Here is a 17,965-nt window from a genome sequence, read left to right as displayed (position 1 = left end):
CAATGCGCCCCGCTGAACATCATCCTTATTCCTTGGCTCCGCGAGAAAGGTCCTCCTATGACGCGCTCCTCTTCCGATACCCCGAACGCGCCCCGTTCGCCCGGCTCCCAGTCTCTGACCTACCGAGACGCCGGTGTCGACATCGATGCGGGCAATGCGCTAGTCGAGAGAATCAAGGGCGTCGCCAAGCGCACCTCGCGGCCGGAAGTCATGGGCGGGCTCGGCGGTTTCGGCGCCCTGTGCGAAATTCCGAGCGGCTACCGCCAGCCGGTGCTGGTCTCCGGCACCGACGGCGTCGGCACCAAGCTGCGCCTGGCCATGGACCTGGGTCGTCACGACACCATCGGCATCGATCTCGTCGCGATGTGCGTCAACGACCTGGTCGTCGCCGGTGCCGAGCCGCTGCAGTTCCTCGACTACTACGCTACCGGCAAGCTGGATGTCGATATCGCCGCCGACGTGGTCACCGGCATCGGCGAAGGCTGCAGCCAGGCGGGTTGCTCGCTGGTCGGCGGCGAAACCGCGGAAATGCCCGGCATGTACGAGGGCAGCGATTACGATCTGGCCGGCTTCTGCGTGGGCGTGGTGGAAAAATCCGAGATTCTCGACGGCAGCAAGGTCGGTGAAGGCGACGTGCTGCTGGGCCTCGCCTCTTCCGGCCCGCACTCCAACGGCTACTCGCTGATCCGCAAGATCCTGGAAGTTGGCGGCGGCAAGCTCGACGACACACTGGAAGGCAAGCCGCTGGCCGACCTGCTGATGGCGCCGACCCGTATCTACGTCAAGCCGCTGCTGTCGCTGATCCGCTCCAGCAGTGTCGATGTTCACGCGCTGTCCCACATCACCGGCGGCGGCCTGCTCGAGAACGTGCCGCGAGTGCTGCCGGCGCATCTGGCCGCGCGGATCGACGTCAGCCGCTGGCAGCGTCCCGCCGTGTTCGACTGGCTAAAGCAGCAGGGCAACGTGGAAGAGCGCGAGATGTATCGCGTGCTCAACTGCGGCATCGGCATGGTCGTGGTGGTTCCCGCCGACCAGTCCGACCAGGCCATCGCCCATCTCGAGACCGCCGGCGAAACCGTCCATCGTCTGGGCGAGATCGTCGGTCGTAGCGCCGATGAAGAAGCCGTGCAACTGGAGAACCTGCCGGCATGAGCGGTGACTATCCTTCACAGCAGCACGACACGCTGAACGACTTCGAAGCCGCCGCGGCCGAAAAGCCGCGGGTCGTGGTACTGATCTCCGGTAACGGCAGCAACCTGCAGGCACTGCTGGACGCCCAGGAGCATGACGAGCTGGGCGGCGGCGAGATCGTCGCCGTGGTCTCCAACAAGGCCGATGCCTACGGACTCAAGCGAGCCAAGGATGCCGGCGTCGACGCCGTCGCCCTGCCCCATCGCGAGTATGACTCGCGCGAGGCATTCGATGCCGCGCTGATCAAGGTCATCGACCGCCACGAGCCCCACCTGGTGGTGCTCGCCGGATTCATGCGCATCCTGACGCCCGCTTTCGTCGACCGGTATCGCGGACGCATGCTCAACATTCACCCGTCGCTGCTGCCCGCCTACCAGGGGCTGGACACGCACCGGCGCGCACTGGCCGACGGTGTCGCCGAGCATGGCGTCAGCGTGCATTTCGTCACCGAGGAGCTCGATGGCGGGCCGGTGGTGATCCAGGCCGTGGTCAACGTCGAACCGGATCAGGATGTCGATGCGCTGATCGAAAAGGTTCACGCTCGCGAGCATCTGATCTACCCCATCGCGGTGCGCTGGTTCCTCGAAGGCCGCGTCAAATTGTCGCCCGACGGCAAGGTGACGCTGGATAACGTGCCACTGCCCCCCACGGGGCTGCGCATGTCCCATGCCGACGCCGCCGAAGAGCTGGACGAAGATCTCGACGACTGATCGCCAGTAAGCTGTTTTTCCCCTCGTCGGCGCTCCCAGCGCCGACGATCTCCCCGCCGCGGACGGCTACCCACGCTTGCCCAACCGCCAATCTTTGCCAGACTGACATCATGCTTTCGTTCGGCACCAACGCCGGATGAATCGTTTCCGTCGACGAATGTTTCGGCAAGCAAGGAGGAAAAGCGATATGGATTATCGTCCGCTAGGCAATTCAGGATTAATGGTATCGACGCTGACGCTGGGCACGGTGCCCTTCGGCGGCGCCAACGGCTTCGAGAAGGCCGCTAGCGTCGATGCCAAGGGGGCCAAGAAGCTGCTCGACATCGCCTTCGATGCCGGCGTCAACCTCGTCGACACCGCCGATCTCTACTCGCTCGGGCTGGCCGAGGAAATCACCGGCAAGGCGCTGGGCAGCAAGCGCAACGACATCATCCTCGCCACCAAGGGCCGAAGCCCGCTGGGCGACGACCCCAACGCTACCGGCGCCTCGCGCTACCACCTGATTCGCGCCGTCGAGGCCAGCCTCAAACGCCTCGGCACCGATCACATCGACCTCTACCAGCTGCACAACTGGGATGGCGTCACCCCTATCGAAGAGACGCTCGAGGCGATGCATCAGTTGGTCGCCAGCGGCAAGGTGCGCTACTGGGGTACGTCCAACTACACCGGCTGGCAAATGATGAAGACGCTCGGCAAGGCCGAGACGCATGGCATGATCAAGCCGATCAGCCAGCAGATCTACTACACGCCGGAGTCCCGCGAGGCGGAGTACGAACTGATGCCGCTGGCGCTCGATCAGAACGTCGGCTCGCTGATCTGGGGACCGTTGGGTGAAGGCTTCCTGACCGGCAAGGTCCGCCGGGGCCAGAAGACGCCGCCGGATACCCGTCAGGGCAACGGGTGGCCGGAACCCTATATCCACGACATGGAACGGGCCTACGACATCATCGAGGCGCTGGCCGCCATTGGCGAAGCCCATGGCTGCTCCATACCCCGTGTCTGCCTGGCATGGCTGAAGGATCGCCCCGGCGTCACGTCCCTGATCGTCGGTGCCCGCACCGAAGAGCACCTGCGCGACAACCTCGCCGCAGCCGATCTGACGCTATCCCCGGAAGAGCATCAACGCCTGGAGAAACTGACTCGCCCGGCACCGCTCTATCCGTACTGGCATCGCGTGGTTTCCGGCATGGATCGCCTGGACCCGGCAGAAAAGCCGTTTCTGGATGGCTTCAGCGAGACGATCAAGAACCGTACCGACGACCGCTCGGCCTGAGCATAGAAGCGTAACGCAAGACGGGGCGCCATCAGGCGCCCCGTCTCGTATCAACCGCGTCGCTATCAGAATCTGTTTACGATCTCGCGAGCTAGAGCCACGATTTGGATAATTCGGGGCGAAAACGCTTTAGGTCGCGGAGCTTGGGGCTAAATGAGCATTCCGAAAGTGTTTGACTCGCTTCGCTCGCCCTATGGGCCAGCCTCCGGCTGTTATCTCCGCTGCGCTCCGGCTCAACAATGTTTGGCCGACGCGCAGCAGATCGTAGACGGGTTCTCAGGTGCGCGGCAACGTGACCCCACGCTGCCCCATATACTTGCCACCCCGGTCCTTGTAGGAAACGTCGCAGACCTCGTCGGATTCCAGGAACAGCATCTGCGCCACACCCTCGTTGGCGTAGATACGGGCCGGCAGGTTGGTGGTGTTGGAAAATTCCAGCGTCACGTGACCTTCCCACTCCGGCTCCAGCGGCGTCACGTTGACGATGATGCCGCACCGCGCGTAGGTCGACTTGCCCAGGCAGATCGTCAGCACGCTGCGCGGGATGCGGAAATACTCCACGGTGCGCGCCAGGGCGAAGGAGTTGGGTGGAATCACGCAGGCATCGCCCTTGACGTCGACGAAGCTCTTCTCGTCGAACGCCTTGGGATCGACCACCGCCGAGTGGATATTGGTGAACACCTTGAACTCGTCGGCGCAGCGGACATCGTAGCCGTAGCTGGACGTCCCATAGGAAATGACGCGCTGGTTGTTCACGTGACGGACCTGATCGGCCTCGAACGGCTCGATCATGCCTTCCTGCTCCGCCATACGGCGAATCCACTTGTCGGATTTAATGCTCATGCAGGCGTCCTTGAGACTGAGACTGACGTCGTCACGACGTCATCTATTCGTTGGGCCGAGGAAAACGGGAGCGATCTGATCGGGGCGACATGATAGCGGCCCAATTTCATTAAGGAAAAGAAAAAAGGAAAGGAAACGACGCCCCCCCATGCCGCAAACGTCGCGCGGGGCATGGCGAGTGGTCATGCCCTGCGCGATCGGGAATAGCCTGGGTAAGAACCGAAACCGCCGGAGAAATCGAAAGGCGATTCGATCAGTCGCTGAACGAGATCGTCGGGCCACCGGTATCCTGTCCGGCGACACCACTGGCGACATCACGCGCCATCTGGCGGAACGTGGCAGCCACCTCGCCTTCCGGCTCGGCAACCACGCTCGGCTTGCCACCGTCGGCCTGCTCGCGGATCGACAGTTGCAACGGCAGCTGACCCAGCAACCGCGTCTCGTACTGCTCGGCGATACGCTCGCCGCCGCCAGCGCCGAAGATCGGCTCGCTATGGCCGCAGTTCGAGCAAATGTGCAGGCTCATGTTCTCCACCACGCCCAGCACCGGCACGTTGACCTTGCGGAACATCTCGATGCCCTTGCGCGCGTCCAGCAGCGCGATGTCCTGCGGCGTGGTGACGATCACCGCACCGTCGACCGGCACCTTTTGCGCCAGCGTCAACTGGATATCGCCGGTGCCCGGCGGCATGTCGATGAACAGAAAATCGAGATCGTCCCACAGCGTCTGGTTGAGCAGTTGCTGGAAAGCGCCGGAAACCATCGGGCCACGCCATACCATCGGCTGGTTGATATCGACCATGAATGCCATCGACATCGCCTGGATGCCGTGCGCCATCACCGGCTTCATGTTCTTCTCGTCCACCACCTCGGGGCGGGTGTTCTCCGGCAAGCCCAGCATCCGCGCCTGGCTCGGGCCATAGATATCGGCGTCGAGCAGGCCGACACGATACCCTTCCGCCGCCATCGCCAACGCCAGATTGGCGGTGACGGTGGACTTGCCGACGCCGCCCTTGCCAGAGGCGACCGCCACGATATGTTTGATGCCCTCGATCACGAACCACTCCTTGCAACGTTCAAAGCATGACTTTCTGCCAGTATAACGAGCCCGGCACCCTATACCCTAGCGTTGTGGTGGGAAATAGCGACCAAGCCCGATCGAACGAGACTGGACATCGTTACCAACGGGGAGCGCTCATCACGGTTCGAATCGATACCAGGGATGACGGCCAGATCGGTCAATCGCGCTCGAACTCGTTCTGCACCGTCAGCTTGGTGCGAATGAAGTCGCTATGGGTCACGTAGAGCAGGTCCGCCAGCCGCCGGATGCGATGCTCCTCGAGCGCGGCGAGTTCATGATCGGCGTAGGCCAGACGCCACATCGCGGCGATCAGCTCGACACGCTGATCGTAGCTGTAGCGTTCGTTGAGCAGGGAAACATACTGGAAATGATCCACCGCCTGTTCGATCTGCGCCTGAGCCTGCTGGATCAACTCATCGGAGGCAGTCTCGTCCATCGAGAACCGGGCCATCAAGATCCGGCGCAGCGTGGCCAATTCCTGAGGATCGACCTCATAATCGGCACGCAGCACCTCGCTGAACAACGCCGCGACCGCCAACTGCGGTGTCACGGCGTCACGGCCGTCGGATTCCGGCACGGCCAGAACGCGCTGAAAGAATTGCTGAACGGTATCGAGCATGGCTCACTCCCCTGCGATGAACTGCGATAAATGGCGATGAAACAATGCGTTTCGCGCGGCCTTGGGCGCGTGTCGATTAACATTTTGACACCGAAAGCCCGAAAGGTTCGAGAGCCCACCGGATTCGATCGACGCGCCTCGCCGAACGAAAAAACCCGCAACCGAAGTTGCGGGTCTGGCGCATTTAAGAACGCGCTGCGTGGCATCACGATGATGCCGGTCGTCATGCACCGTGGGCGGCAAGAAACTCTTCGGTCAGCTTGAGCTCACTGTTGGAGTTGACGCCAATGCCGCGCGTGGTGACGTTACGGGCGATCTGCTGCGCTTCGTCGAGCGAGTGCATTTCCGCCGTTCCGCACTGATAGATGTTGAGTTCGGGAATCGACTTCTGATCCGTCAGCGCCAGTACGTCTTCCATCGCCGCTTTCCAGGCGGTCCCCACGGTCTGCTCGTCGACATGGCCGATCAGGCTCATGTAGAACCCGGTGCGGCAGCCCATCGGTGAGATATCGATGATCTCGACGCCGTCGCCGTTGAGGTGCTGACGCATGAAGCCGGCGAACAAGTGCTCGAGCGTGTGAATGCCGCGCTCGGACAGGATCTCTTCGTTGGGAACGCAGAAGCGCAGATCGTAGACGGTGATGTTGTCGCCGCTTGGTGTCTTCATCTGCTTGGCGACACGCACCGCCGGTGCATTCATCTTGGTGTGGTCGACCATGAAACTATCGAGTAATGGCATGCTTGCCTCCTTGGTTGGCGTGTCCGGTCAGATGCCTACTTTAGCACGCTAACCGGCGCTGTCAGGTGTCCAGTTCCGGATAGTGGCGGAATATGCCGCTCTCGTTGAAATCGAGCCGCCGGTCCGAGGTCAGATAAGCCGCCAGTTTTGGCCGTTGACTCACGCGGTCGGCCAGCGCCGTCACCTCCGGCACTTCCGGCTCCAGCCGCTCCATCGAGCGGGGAAAGGCGTAGCGCAGCCCGGTGACGACCTGAAATAGCGACAGATCCACGTAGCTGTGTGCCGTACCGACCAGATAGGGCTCGTTGCCGGCGTTGGCCGAGAGCACTCGCTCGAAGTAGTAGAGAAACTTGGGCAATCGCTCCTGGACGAAAACGACGCTGCGTCGCTTGGCTTCCTCCTGCTGGTCCTCGTAGTAGAGCGACGCGCCGATCGGATGATGAGTGTCGTGAATCTCGGCGACAAAGTCCGTCAGCGTCAACTGCAAGCCGTTGGCCCAGAGGCGGCTGACCTCGTCCTCCGGCACCAACCCCAGCCGAGGGCCTAGAAACTGCAGGATATTGGCGACGTGGGACACCGCGATCTCGCCGGCTTTCAATACCGGCGGTGCGAAATGCGGCTGTGCCAGCTCCCCGCCGTGGATGAATTCACTGACGGCACCCGCTCCACCGCCCTCACCAGCGGACCGCTTGCCGACATCGATGTAATCCGCGCCGGCATCCTCCAGCGCCAGGCGAACGAATTCGCCACGACCGGGGATACCCGGCCAGTAATAGAGCTCGTAGGTCATCCGCTTCCCTCCTGTTTCAGGACCGCTCGCCTGTCGGCTACACATTGGGAAGATGGCGACGAGATCGCCGGCAGACAACCCCAGGCGAGCTTGATCAATCGATCGAGCACGACCTCAGCATAGGCCAAAAAAAGGCCCGAACCCGTGACGGTTCGAGCCTCTTGCGCTGTGGCGCCATCGGCGACTCGCGATACAGCCAATCGAGAGCGACCGGGGAATCAGTGGCTCAGCGACACGCCACGGCCTGGCGCAGCGTGCTTTTCACCCACAGCCGCTGGCCGTCGGGAGTCTTGCCCTGATCGTTCCACTGCTGCGTGGTCTGCACGCAGAACGAGCCGAGATCCTCGATCGCCGGCGCGGCAGCATCCGGCCGCTCGCCGCCGATTCTCAGGATGTCGGTATTGTTCGACTGGTAATTGGGCGCAAAGGTATTGGAAGCGCAGCCGGCCATCGCCACGACCAATCCAGACGCCATCAGGATACGGCGGAATGCCATCTTGCATGAATCCTCGAGGGGCACCCGGCACCGCGCACCCACGTGCCCGGCTGCCTGGCGCAGCACCGGCACGATTGCCGGCAGCGCGTATTTAGCACCGCGCCCCGAGGCTGTCAATCGGCATCATCTGGCAGCGCAGCTGCGTCGACTCTGCACCACCGTTTTACTGCAGGATTGGAAGGCAACCCTTTAGTAGCCGGCGCTATCATCAAGGGTGCGGCGGCAAATCTCGACAAGGCGGGCGTATCGTTCCCTTTTCGAATCATCGGGATCGTTGTATTCGAATAGCCCAATGCCAACGATGTCAGTCTTTTGAGGCAACGACTCCAACCAAGCGATCAATGCGCCCATTGCGAGACCCCCTGGCGTTTCGAACAGCGCCAAACCACCTTCAGCAGGATCGAGCACATCCAGATCAAGATGAATATAGAGAGGCCGGCCATCGATAAAATTTTCGATATCATCGCGGTCATCCTCGGATAGCTCAGACCAAAGCGGTATCTGGTGAGAATTTATATAACATCGCTCTTCGAGGTCGCAGTCGCGTACGCCTATCAGACCAAGCTGGTCTGGTTTCAGGTACCCAGGCAGCATGTCGATAACTTGCCGAGGCCCTTCGCCGAGTAAAACGCGCAACGGCATTCCATGGAAATCACCACTTGGGCTTGTTTGCGGCGTGTTGAGATCGGCATGCGCATCAACCCAAAGCACTTTCAAATCGGGATATCGATGCAAAAAATAAGAAATCGGCATGATGTCTCCCGAGCACTCGCAAGATAGCGTAAGAAGACGTCGAGGAGCATGATGCGTCAGCGCCTTGCCTTGGGAAGTAATATTGAAAAGGATCTTATCCAGATGCTTTACTTCCGCCAGCATCGCGCCTTCAGTGCTGTCGATCGATATCTCGGTAAATGGAAAAGGTGCCTGCTCCAAGTATCTGGCCAGACTCCCAGCCAACCAGAAGCGCTCACCCGCGCCTTGCCACTGACCAAACGCCATGATTGTCGTCATCTACATTCCCCATAAAGTAAATGCACTCTAGAAAAGCCCCAGCTGTCGACCGGTGATCTTTTCGAAATCGTCGCCCACGAACGGCAGGATGCCATCGGCAACCGGTTGGAGCTGCCGACTGATGTAGTGCTCGTAGTCGATCGCCGAACGCCGATTCTCCAACGGCTCCGGGCCGGCGATTGTCATCAGGTAACGAATCCAGCCGCCGTTCTGGTACTGCTGCGGCCGGCCCAACTGACGGTTGAGCTCGTCGGCCATGCGCGCGGCACGCACGTGCGGCGGCACGTTGCGCTGATAATCGTCGAGCTTGCGCCGCAGACGCTTGCGGTAGATCAGCGCGTCGTCGTGTTCGCCGGCCATCGTCTGGTGGACGATCCCGCACACGTAGTCACGGTACGGTTCCCCCGAGAAGATGCGCCGGTAGAGCTCGCGCTGGAACTGCTGCGCCAGCGGCGACCAGTCGGCCCGTACGGACTCCAGCCCCTTGAATACCAGCCGTTCGCTGCCGTCCTCACCTCGCACCAGCCCCGCATAGCGCTTCTTGCTACCCTCCTCCGCGCCGCGAATGGTCGGCATCAGAAAGCGGGCGAAATGCGTTTCGAACTGCAACTCCAGCGCGCTTTCCAGATCGAACGTCTCGCGCAGATGCCGGCGCCACCAGTCATTGACGAGCGCCACCAGCCGCTGCCCGATCGCATTCGCTGCCTCGGCTTCGTGCGCCCCGCCCAACCACACGAAAGTCGAGTCGGTATCACCATAGATAACGGTATAACCCTCGGCTTCGATCAATTCGCGGGTGCGGCGCATGATCTCGTGACCGCGCATGGTGATCGACGAAGTCAGGCGGGGATCGAAAAAGCGGCAACCCCGCGAGCCGAGCACGCCGTAGAACGCGTTCATGATGATCTTCAGCGCCTGGGCCAGTGGCGCGTTGCCTTCCCGCTTGGCGGCTTCGCGCCCCTCCCAGACCTGCTCGACGATCGCCGGCAAAGCATGGGCCGTGCGAGAGAACCTCGCTCCCAGAAAACCCGGCACGGCGTGCGCGTCGTCCTGCTGACGCAACCCCTCGACCAGGCCCACCGGGTCGATCAAAAACGAACGAATGATCGATGGATACAGGCTCTTGAAATCGAGCACCAGCACCGAGTCGTAGAGCCCGGGGCGGGAATCCATCACGTAGCCGCCGGGGCTATCCTCGCCGTCGCGACTGCCCAGCGTCGGGGCGACGAATCCGAGCCGATGCATGCGTGGCAGATAGAGATGGGAGAAGGCCGCCACCGAGCCGCCGCTGCGATCCGCGGCCAGGCCCGTCACGCTTGCCCGCTCGAGCAGGAAGGCCATGATCCGGGTATGGTCGAAGATTCGCGTGACCAGCTCGCAATCCTTCAGGTTGTAGCGTGCCAACGCCGGCTTGTCTTCGGCGAACATGCGGTTGATGTCCGCCATGCGCTGGTAGGGGTTATCGATCGCCTTGCCCTCGCCGAGCAGGGTCTGCGCCACGTTTTCCAGACTGAACGACGGGAAGCTCCAGGTCGCGGAGCGCAGCGCCTCGATGCCATCGATGGTCAGTCGCCCGGAAATGGTGACGAAATGATGGCTGGACGAGGTGCCGGAACTGCGGCCATGGGCACGCCACTCTATCGCCGCGCCGCCTCGGCCCAGCGTCAGCGGTACGTTCAAGCGCTCGGCGTGACGCTGCAACTGACGCAGATCGAACTGGATCACGCTCCAGCCGATGATCGCATCCGGGTCGAAACGAGCGAACCAGGCGTTGAGCGCATGCAGCAGCTCGGCGCGAGAGTCACAGTAGACCAGCTCGAAGTCGCGCTCGCGATCCGCCTTGCCGCCCTCTCCCGCCGGCGGCCCCAGCATGTAGACGATCCGCTGACCGCAGCCGTGCAGACCGATCGAATAGAGTTCGCCGCGCTCGCTGGTCTCGATATCCAGCGAGCAGAGCTTCAGCGCCGGGCGATAGTCCGGCGCCGGTTTCAGCTGTGCGTCCAGGATCGTGCCATCGATTCCCTCGCGGCCGCTGACGGTGACCGGCGCGGTAATGAAACGCTCCATCAGGTAGCGCTCCGGCGGCCGGACATCGGCCTCGAACACGTCGATACCCGCCTCGCCCAGCCGCCGCTCCAGGTTCATCAGCTGTCTGTGAGACCGGCAATAGAGACCGAGAACCGGGCGCTGATCGGAGTCTTTCAGTTCCAGCTCGCGCAGTTCGACATTTCGCTCCTGACGCAACACCCGTTCGGCCGCCGCGCGCTGCTCGACGGGAATGAAAGCGACCGATGTCTGCGGAGGCAGACGCACCAGCCGCGGCCCGGCATCGGTGGCGAGCCACAGCGATATTTCGGTGCCGGCCGGTGCATCCCGCCAGTGACGCGTCAGAATGAAGCCCTGCTGCTCCACGACATCCTCTTGCACGGTCGTCGTCACCAATGGCCTCCACTCAGAAAGAGAGCACCCAGGGCAGCACCACGCCGAGATAGACCGGTATCAGCACCGGGGCGGCCAGCGTGGTGATCAGCACCGCGATGGCGCCCTTCTCCGGCCGAATGTCCAGCTCCATGGCGATGACCACGACGTTGGCGGCCATGGGCACCGCACCGATGAGCAGAAATGCCAATGCCAGCGAGTCGGAAATCCCCACGCTCGCGCGCAGCAGCACCACCATCAGCAGCGTGGCCAACGGCCAGACGAGAAAGCGCACCAGTATGCAGGCGGCCACGAAACGGCCATCGAACGCCCTCCACGTGACGCGCCCCAGCGTCATGCCGATGATCATCATTCCCAGCACCGTGAAGCAGTACTTGAAGTAATCGAGCCCGTCCACGGCCACATCCGGAATATGCCAGCCGAGAGCGCTGACCAGCATGCCGGCCAGAAAGGCGTAGATCAGCGGCAGTTTCGCCAGCCTCGCGAGACTCTCCTTGACCGAGAAACGGCCACGGGCACTGACATAGAAGCCGACCGTGAACTCGTAGAGCGAGATTCCCAGCATGCAGAAGAGATAGAGGGTCACGCCCTCCGGCGGTAGCAGCACCAGCGCGATCGGAAAGCCGAAATAGCCGGTGTTGCCCGTGCCCGCCGAGAAGGCAAGCAGCGCCCGCTCCTGGTCCCCGAAGAAGCGTGCCGCCAGGGCATTGATGACCAGGCAGAGCAGCGCCGCCAGCAGCAGCACACTCCCCGTCAACACGAGTTTGTCGGGGGTCGGATGCCCCTGGGTGAGGCCGTTGAAGAAGGTCAGCGGGGAGATGATGTAGACGAGCAATGTCGCGATCGGCCGCGGATCGACCTTGAGATGCCGCGACGCGACCCACCCCAGAGCCACGAAAAACAGCAGCATCCACAGTGACTGCGAAAGATCGACATCGGCCATCCCGGGCTCCTAAAGCGACAGGCTGTAGAGATTTGGCCGCTAACTGTAACACTCGAATCGATATCCGGGCCGATGATGTGGTCATGACTCGTTCAGACGCATCAGCGCGAATCCAGCCCAGCGATGCTACAATCGTCGACCAAGTTTTCAGCCTATCCATCCCGTGGGGCCATCGATACTGCGCCACCTCGGGTTCCGTTACGGGAATGTTCCAGTCGCCATGTCGAACAACGCCTCGCTTTCGCGCCAGATCCTCGTCACCAGCGCTCTGCCTTATGCCAACGGCTCGATCCACCTGGGTCACCTGCTGGAGTATATCCAGACCGATATCTGGGTGCGCTTCCAGAAAAGTCGCGGCCACGAATGTCATTACGTCTGCGCCGACGACGCCCACGGCACCGCGATCATGCTGCGTGCCGAGCAGGAAGGCATTACGTCGGAGCAGTTGATTGCCAAGGTCAGCGAAGAGCATCAGGCGGATTTCGCCCGTTTCGGCGTCGCGTTCGACAATTACCATTCGACCCATTCGGAAGAGAACCGAATCCACAGCGAGCGGATCTACACCGCGCTGCGCGATGCCGGCCATATCAGCACCCGCGACATCGAGCAGATGTACGATCCGGTCAAGGGATTGTTCCTGGCCGACCGCTTCATCAAGGGCACCTGCCCCAAGTGCGGCAGCGAGGATCAGTACGGCGACAACTGCGAAGCGTGCGGCGGAACCTACACGCCGGCGGAACTGATCAACCCGGTCTCGGCGATCAGCGGCGCCACGCCGGAAGTGCGGACTTCGACCCACTACTTCTTCAAGCTGCCCAATTTTGAGGATTTTCTCAAACAGTGGACACGCTCGGGCCGCGTGCAGCCGCAGATCGCCAACAAGCTGCAGGAGTGGTTCGAGGCCGGCCTCAACGAGTGGGACATCTCCCGTGATGCGCCCTACTTCGGCTTCGAGATTCCCGATGCGCCGGGCAAGTACTTCTATGTCTGGCTGGACGCGCCGATCGGCTATCTGGCGAGCTTCCAAAATCTGTGCGACCGCGAAGGTCTCGATTTCGACAGCTACTGGAAGGCCGACTCCACCGCCGAGGTCTACCACTTCATCGGCAAGGACATCGTCTACTTCCACGCGCTGTTCTGGCCGGCGATGCTCGAAGGTGCCAACATGCGCACGCCGACCGGCGTCAACTGCCACGGCTTCGTCACCGTCAACGGTGCCAAGATGTCCAAGTCCCGCGGCACCTTCATCAAGGCCCAGACCTACGCCGAGTATCTCAACCCGGAGTATCTGCGCTACTACTTCGCCGCCAAGCTGACCTCGCGCGTCGACGACCTCGATCTCAACCTCGAGGACTTCGCCGCCCGCGTAAATTCGGACCTGGTCGGCAAGGTGGTCAACATCGCCAGCCGCTGTGCAGGCTTCATCAAGAAGCTCGCCGACGGCCAGCTTTCCGCGACCTGCACCGAGCCGGAACTGGTCGCCAGATTCATCCACGCCGGTGACGAGATCGCGGCGGACTTCGAGGCGCGCGAGTTCGGCCGCGCCATGCGCAAGGTGATGGAACTCGCCGACGAAGCCAACACCTACATCGCCGACAAGGCACCGTGGGTGCTGGCGAAGGAAGGCGGTCGCGAGCAGGAAGTGATCGATATCTGCTCGGTGGGCATCAACCTGTTCCGCACCTTGACGGTCTATCTGCAGCCGGTGGTGCCGGCCATGGCCGAGCAGGCGCGTGTCTTCCTGCAGGTCGACAGCCTCGACTGGGAGAGCCGCCAGCACGTACTGGAAGGCCATGTCATCGGCAAGTTCAAGCCGCTGATGACCCGTGTCGAGAGCGACCGGATCGAGTCGATGATCGAGGCCTCGAAGGAAGTGCTCGAGGAAGAGAAGAAACTGACCGGCAAGGCGCCCTCCGCCGACGACCAGCAAAAAACGCCGCTGGCCGATGATCCCATCAGCGACGAGATCGCCTTCGACGATTTCATCAAGGTCGATCTGCGGATCGCCCGGATCGACCAGGCCGAGTACGTCGAGGGCTCCAACAAGCTGCTCAAGCTGACGCTCGATCTCGGCGGCGAGACGCGCACCGTCTTTTCCGGCATCCGCAAGGCCTACGCCCCCGAGGCACTCGAGGGTCGTCTCACGGTCATGGTCGCCAACCTGGCACCGCGCAAGATGCGCTTCGGCGTTTCGGGAGGCATGGTGCTGGCTGCAGGTGACGACGACGGTATTTATCTGCTCTCTCCCGACAGCGGCGCCAAGCCGGGCCAGCGCGTGACCTGACCCACGGAAATCGAGACTCTTACCAACGCGCGGCCTCGCCGCGCGTTTTTTGTTTGAACAGATAAATCATCCCCGAAATACTGCCAGAGCATTTATTCAGGCGAAGAAGCAAGTCAAAACTCGCAGGGACTTTTATTTATCTGTTCAAGACAATACAAGGAGAAGCCGATATTAAGAAAGATTAGCTTTCCCATCCTTGGCGCCAGTGCCATAACCGACGTGCTGAACAGGTCATCTACATTATGAGATCAGCCTTCTTCTCGCTGCGCGGTCGCTTTCTGATCAGCCTCATGGCGCTGCTGGTCGCCGCGATGCTGGCACTCGTATTCATCGGCAGTCTCATCGTCTACCCCGGCATGATCCGGGACGAACGCGAGCAGTCGATCAACGAGCTCGACAGGCTCGAGCATACGATCGAACGCGAAATGCAGACCTTGCTGTTGAGTGCCAAGGATTGGGCTACGTGGGACGACACTTATGCCTTTATCCAGGGAAGCGACGATAATTACGCAGCCTCTAACTTCAGCCGCAACATGTTCGAGGATCTCGATTATCAGTTCATGCTGTTCTTCGACCGGCAAGCCGATCTTCACTGGATCGCCGGCATCGACCCGGCCAGCGATCGATACGACTCCTGTCCCGGCCAAAGCGACGACTGCGCCTGGGCAAAATCTTATGCCGACAAGCTGAGGCCACTGCTCGGATCGGCAAATCAGCCCGCCAGCACGCATCTGGAACGCCAGGGGGACCGGCTGTATTACGCGGCCATTCATCCCATTTTCCGCACGGACGAGAGTGGCCCGATGCAGGGGTGGCTCGTCCAGATCCAGTTTCTCGATGACCAATGGGAGGCGCGAATGGCGGCGCAGACGGGTCGGGAAGTCGATGTCCTGCCCCTACCGCCTGCCGAGGTGCCACCCGAACTGCAAATCACCCCAACCGGGGATGGACGCATCCACGTCGCGAAAACGCTATCACTCAACCCTCGAGACGCGCCCACACTGTTAAGTACCTATTTGCCGCGAGATGCCTTTCTGGAGCGCATGGCTACCGTGCGTTACGCGCAGTGGTGGACGGCCGGCCTGTTACTGACGGTGATTGTCCTGGTGCTGTTGCTGCTCGAGTTGGTGGTACTGCACCCGCTCCGCCAGCTCGCGACCTTTACCCAACAGGCCAAGCAGGACGCCACACAGGCCGAGCTGCCGGAACGGCTTCTGCATCGCCAGGATGAAATCGGCGCGCTGTCGCGTGAGTTTCTGCACCTGATCCAGCATCAGCGACACCGGACGTCTCAACTGCTCAACCTGTCACAGACGGACCATTTGACGGGTCTGGCCAATCGCCGATTGTTCGATGAACGACTGAATGACCTGATGGACGCATCGCAGCCCCCCGTGCCGGTCGCCGGCATTCTGCTCGATATCGACTACTTCAAGAACTACAACGATTTCTACGGTCATCCGGCAGGCGACCGCTGCCTGACCCGCCTGGCCAAGTGTCTCCAGCAAACCGTGCAGCAGTTGGCGATCGATCGGTCGCTTCTCGCCCGCATCGGCGGCGAAGAGTTCGCTGTCATTCTGCCGGGCACCTCGCCCAGCCGCGTCGCGCAACTTGCTGACGCGTTGTGCAGCGCGGTCGCGCAGATGAAATTGCCGAACGACAAGTCCCGCCTGGGTATTGTCACGGTCAGCGTGGGCGTGGCGATCTGCGCCATCGACGAGCTTTCTCCGCCGACGCTGTTGGCACGATGCGATGCCGCGCTCTACCGCGCCAAACAGCGAGGCCGCAACCGGATCGAATGCGATCTCGGAAAGGCTTCTCGAAGCCATGCGGAGGAGCGTTTATAATGCCGGCCTCTTTGAACCGGGAGCCACCGCTTGTCCCGACGTTTCGGAAACAACATGGCCACCACGATTACCGCCGAACGCATCGATGCCGAATTGCCGCAGACCCAGTGCGGCAAGTGTGGCCATGATGGCTGCCGCCCCTACGCAGAAGCGATCGTCGAGGGCGAGGCGATCAACCGTTGCCCGCCCGGCGGCGAGGTCACCCGCGACCGGCTGGCGAAGCTGACCGGCCAACCGCCCCTCGAACTGATCGAGCCCGCGCAGACGCCGCTACTGGCCGTCATCCGCGAAGCCGAATGCATCGGCTGCACCAAGTGCATCCAGGCCTGCCCCGTCGACGCCATACTCGGTGCCGCCAAACAGATGCACACGGTGATCGAATCCGAATGTACCGGCTGCGAGCTCTGCGTTGCACCCTGCCCGGTCGACTGTATCGATCTCGTCGAACACCCGCAGTGGGCTCGGGCCGAAAGCGAGCTCGAGCAGCAGCGCTATCTCGACTGGCGTGCCGAGAACGGCCGTCAACGCTTCGAGGCGCGCAAGCGCCGGCTGGCAGTCAAGGCCGAAGAGAAGCGCCGCAAGCGGGAACGCCGTGCCGCCGCGGCGCGCGCACCGGCCGAAGCCCCGACCGAAGCGCAACCGCAGCCCGCCGCGGTCGACGTCACGGCACTGAAAGCGCAGAGGGCGACGCTCACGGCTCGCCGGAAGCGCCTGCAGCGGCAGCTGGACAAGGCCGACGAAGCCCAGCGCCCCGCCCTCCTCGAGCGTCTGGCCGGATTCGACGACCAGCTCGCTGCCATCGATCGCCAGCTCGACTCGGCGTCATCGCCTCGCGAAAGCGCCACTCCCGCTCATCGGCATATTGCGGTGGCAGCGGCAGAGCAGGCGATGCGCAAGGCGCGTCAGGAACTCGCGCATTTCCGGCGCCGGGGCGATCAGGCAGGCATCGCGCAGGCGCAGGACAAGATTCGCGAGTCGGAGCGGCTTCTTTTCCTTGCCAACCAATCCTCGGCCAATTCGCCTGCCGACAGCGCTGGCGACGATCACGGAACGACGTCATGAACGCCACCAAGCGAGAACAGATTTTTGCCCGCCTCAAGGCCAACAACCCGAATCCGACCACCGAACTGAACTGGTCGACGCCCTTCGAACTGCTGGCAGCGGTATTGCTGTCGGCGCAGGCGACGGATGTGGGCGTCAACAAGGCGACGGCGAAGTTGTTTCCGGTGGCGAATACCCCGCAGGCGATCATCGATCTCGGCATCGACGGTCTGAAAGATCACATCAAGACCATCGGCCTCTACAACACCAAGGCCGAGAACCTGATGAAGACCTGCCATATCCTGGTCGATCAGTACGACGGGGACATTCCACGCACACGGGAAGGGCTGGAGGCGCTCCCCGGCGTCGGCCGCAAGACTGCCAACGTCATTCTGAACACGGCGTTCGGCGAGCTGACCATGGCGGTCGATACGCATATCTTTCGCGTCGCCAACCGGACGCGGATCGCCAAGGGCAAGAACGTGCTGGAAGTCGAGCAGAAACTGATGCGTTTCGTGCCTCGCGACTATCTGAAGGATGCTCATCACTGGCTGATTCTGCACGGGCGCTATACCTGCCTGGCACGCAAGCCGCGCTGCGGAAGCTGCGTGATCGAGGATCTCTGTGAATACCCCGACAAGATCGATATCGCCTGACG

At 62.0% G+C, this 17,965-nt stretch carries 16 protein-coding genes; 7 read left to right on the top strand and 9 right to left on the bottom strand.

The genetic code is table 11. The annotated features are described in order from the left end of the window. The first annotated feature begins 57 nt into the window (after positions 1 to 57). The 3 genes from purM (at position 58) to ACWHY3_RS07955 (ending at position 3,174) form a co-directional block, all read left to right on the top strand. Positions 58 to 1,152 (top strand): phosphoribosylformylglycinamidine cyclo-ligase, encoded by a 1,095-nt coding sequence (gene purM / locus ACWHY3_RS07965; RefSeq protein ID WP_448127976.1) that lies wholly within the window; start codon positions 58 to 60, stop codon positions 1,150 to 1,152. Then, positions 1,149 to 1,901: a phosphoribosylglycinamide formyltransferase gene (purN, locus tag ACWHY3_RS07960; protein ID WP_087718747.1), complete on the top strand. Its 753-nt coding sequence runs from the start codon at positions 1,149 to 1,151 to the stop codon at positions 1,899 to 1,901. The genes purM and purN overlap by 4 nt, the downstream gene beginning before the upstream one ends. Positions 1,902 to 2,088: 187 nt before the next feature. Then, positions 2,089 to 3,174 carry an aldo/keto reductase gene (locus ACWHY3_RS07955; RefSeq protein WP_448127975.1) on the top strand — a complete coding sequence of 362 codons (1,086 nt, stop codon included), beginning with the start codon at positions 2,089 to 2,091 and terminating at the stop codon, positions 3,172 to 3,174. Between the two features lie 276 nt (positions 3,175 to 3,450). Here ACWHY3_RS07955 and dcd read toward each other — a convergent pair whose 3' ends face one another. From dcd to ACWHY3_RS07910, 9 genes are all read right to left on the bottom strand, one after another. Next, a complete protein-coding gene (dcd, locus tag ACWHY3_RS07950) occupies positions 3,451 to 4,017 on the bottom strand; it encodes a dCTP deaminase (protein ID WP_087718745.1) in 567 nt (188 codons plus the stop codon). A gap of 253 nt (positions 4,018 to 4,270) precedes the next feature. Next, positions 4,271 to 5,071: an iron-sulfur cluster carrier protein ApbC gene (gene apbC, locus ACWHY3_RS07945; protein ID WP_247643205.1), complete on the bottom strand. Its 801-nt coding sequence runs from the start codon at positions 5,069 to 5,071 to the stop codon at positions 4,271 to 4,273. A gap of 184 nt (positions 5,072 to 5,255) precedes the next feature. Further along, positions 5,256 to 5,717, bottom strand: a complete 462-nt coding sequence (locus ACWHY3_RS07940) for a tellurite resistance TerB family protein (protein WP_448127974.1) — start codon at positions 5,715 to 5,717, stop codon at positions 5,256 to 5,258. A gap of 223 nt (positions 5,718 to 5,940) precedes the next feature. Continuing rightward, on the bottom strand, positions 5,941 to 6,456 hold the full coding sequence (luxS, locus tag ACWHY3_RS07935; protein WP_276232865.1) for an S-ribosylhomocysteine lyase: 516 nt from the start codon (positions 6,454 to 6,456) through the stop codon (positions 5,941 to 5,943). 61 nt (positions 6,457 to 6,517) lie between these two features. Then, positions 6,518 to 7,246: a glutathione S-transferase gene (locus ACWHY3_RS07930; RefSeq protein WP_448127973.1), complete on the bottom strand. Its 729-nt coding sequence runs from the start codon at positions 7,244 to 7,246 to the stop codon at positions 6,518 to 6,520. A gap of 226 nt (positions 7,247 to 7,472) precedes the next feature. Beyond that, on the bottom strand, positions 7,473 to 7,859 hold the full coding sequence (locus ACWHY3_RS07925) for a hypothetical protein (protein WP_448127972.1): 387 nt from the start codon (positions 7,857 to 7,859) through the stop codon (positions 7,473 to 7,475). Positions 7,860 to 7,931: 72 nt separating this feature from the next. Then, the gene (locus tag ACWHY3_RS07920; RefSeq protein ID WP_303855352.1) at positions 7,932 to 8,753 is read right to left on the bottom strand and encodes an arginase family protein; all 822 of its coding nucleotides are present in this window, start codon (positions 8,751 to 8,753) and stop codon (positions 7,932 to 7,934) included. Positions 8,754 to 8,780: 27 nt separating this feature from the next. Further along, positions 8,781 to 11,192 (bottom strand): DNA polymerase II, encoded by a 2,412-nt coding sequence (locus ACWHY3_RS07915; protein WP_448127971.1) that lies wholly within the window; start codon positions 11,190 to 11,192, stop codon positions 8,781 to 8,783. A 13-nt stretch (positions 11,193 to 11,205) separates the two neighbouring features. Then, entirely contained in the window at positions 11,206 to 12,135 is a 930-nt protein-coding gene (locus ACWHY3_RS07910; RefSeq protein WP_087718739.1) for an AEC family transporter, read from the bottom strand. Positions 12,136 to 12,355: 220 nt separating this feature from the next. Between ACWHY3_RS07910 and metG the strand changes: the two genes are divergently transcribed. The 4 genes from metG (at position 12,356) to nth (ending at position 17,963) form a co-directional block, all read left to right on the top strand. Continuing rightward, positions 12,356 to 14,419 (top strand): methionine--tRNA ligase, encoded by a 2,064-nt coding sequence (gene metG, locus ACWHY3_RS07905; RefSeq protein ID WP_448127970.1) that lies wholly within the window; start codon positions 12,356 to 12,358, stop codon positions 14,417 to 14,419. Between the two features lie 242 nt (positions 14,420 to 14,661). After that, complete coding sequence (locus ACWHY3_RS07900; RefSeq protein WP_087718737.1) at positions 14,662 to 16,266, top strand: GGDEF domain-containing protein; 1,605 nt, start codon at positions 14,662 to 14,664, stop codon at positions 16,264 to 16,266. A 54-nt stretch (positions 16,267 to 16,320) separates the two neighbouring features. Continuing rightward, positions 16,321 to 17,328, top strand: coding sequence for an RnfABCDGE type electron transport complex subunit B (locus ACWHY3_RS07895; RefSeq protein WP_087718736.1), 1,008 nt, complete (start codon positions 16,321 to 16,323; stop codon positions 17,326 to 17,328). Continuing rightward, complete coding sequence (gene nth, locus ACWHY3_RS07890; RefSeq protein WP_087718735.1) at positions 17,325 to 17,963, top strand: endonuclease III; 639 nt, start codon at positions 17,325 to 17,327, stop codon at positions 17,961 to 17,963. The genes ACWHY3_RS07895 and nth overlap by 4 nt, the downstream gene beginning before the upstream one ends. Positions 17,964 to 17,965: the final 2 nt, after the last annotated feature.

The sequence above is a fragment of the Salinicola sp. NYA28a genome (assembly GCF_976982775.1).
Note: the sequence above shows the minus strand (reverse complement) of the source record. Positions and strands in the feature narration are given on the sequence as shown.

Coding starts and splice junctions, on each gene's coding strand:
- purM (WP_448127976.1), top strand. CDS start 58: ATGACGCGCTCCTCTTCCGATACCCCGAACGCGCCCCGTTCGCCCGGC.
- purN (WP_087718747.1), top strand. CDS start 1,149: ATGAGCGGTGACTATCCTTCACAGCAGCACGACACGCTGAACGACTTC.
- ACWHY3_RS07955 (WP_448127975.1), top strand. CDS start 2,089: ATGGATTATCGTCCGCTAGGCAATTCAGGATTAATGGTATCGACGCTG.
- dcd (WP_087718745.1), bottom strand. CDS start 4,017: ATGAGCATTAAATCCGACAAGTGGATTCGCCGTATGGCGGAGCAGGAA.
- ACWHY3_RS07940 (WP_448127974.1), bottom strand. CDS start 5,717: ATGCTCGATACCGTTCAGCAATTCTTTCAGCGCGTTCTGGCCGTGCCG.
- luxS (WP_276232865.1), bottom strand. CDS start 6,456: ATGCCATTACTCGATAGTTTCATGGTCGACCACACCAAGATGAATGCA.
- ACWHY3_RS07930 (WP_448127973.1), bottom strand. CDS start 7,246: ATGACCTACGAGCTCTATTACTGGCCGGGTATCCCCGGTCGTGGCGAA.
- ACWHY3_RS07920 (WP_303855352.1), bottom strand. CDS start 8,753: ATGACGACAATCATGGCGTTTGGTCAGTGGCAAGGCGCGGGTGAGCGC.
- ACWHY3_RS07910 (WP_087718739.1), bottom strand. CDS start 12,135: ATGGCCGATGTCGATCTTTCGCAGTCACTGTGGATGCTGCTGTTTTTC.
- metG (WP_448127970.1), top strand. CDS start 12,356: ATGTCGAACAACGCCTCGCTTTCGCGCCAGATCCTCGTCACCAGCGCT.
- ACWHY3_RS07900 (WP_087718737.1), top strand. CDS start 14,662: ATGAGATCAGCCTTCTTCTCGCTGCGCGGTCGCTTTCTGATCAGCCTC.
- ACWHY3_RS07895 (WP_087718736.1), top strand. CDS start 16,321: ATGGCCACCACGATTACCGCCGAACGCATCGATGCCGAATTGCCGCAG.
- nth (WP_087718735.1), top strand. CDS start 17,325: ATGAACGCCACCAAGCGAGAACAGATTTTTGCCCGCCTCAAGGCCAAC.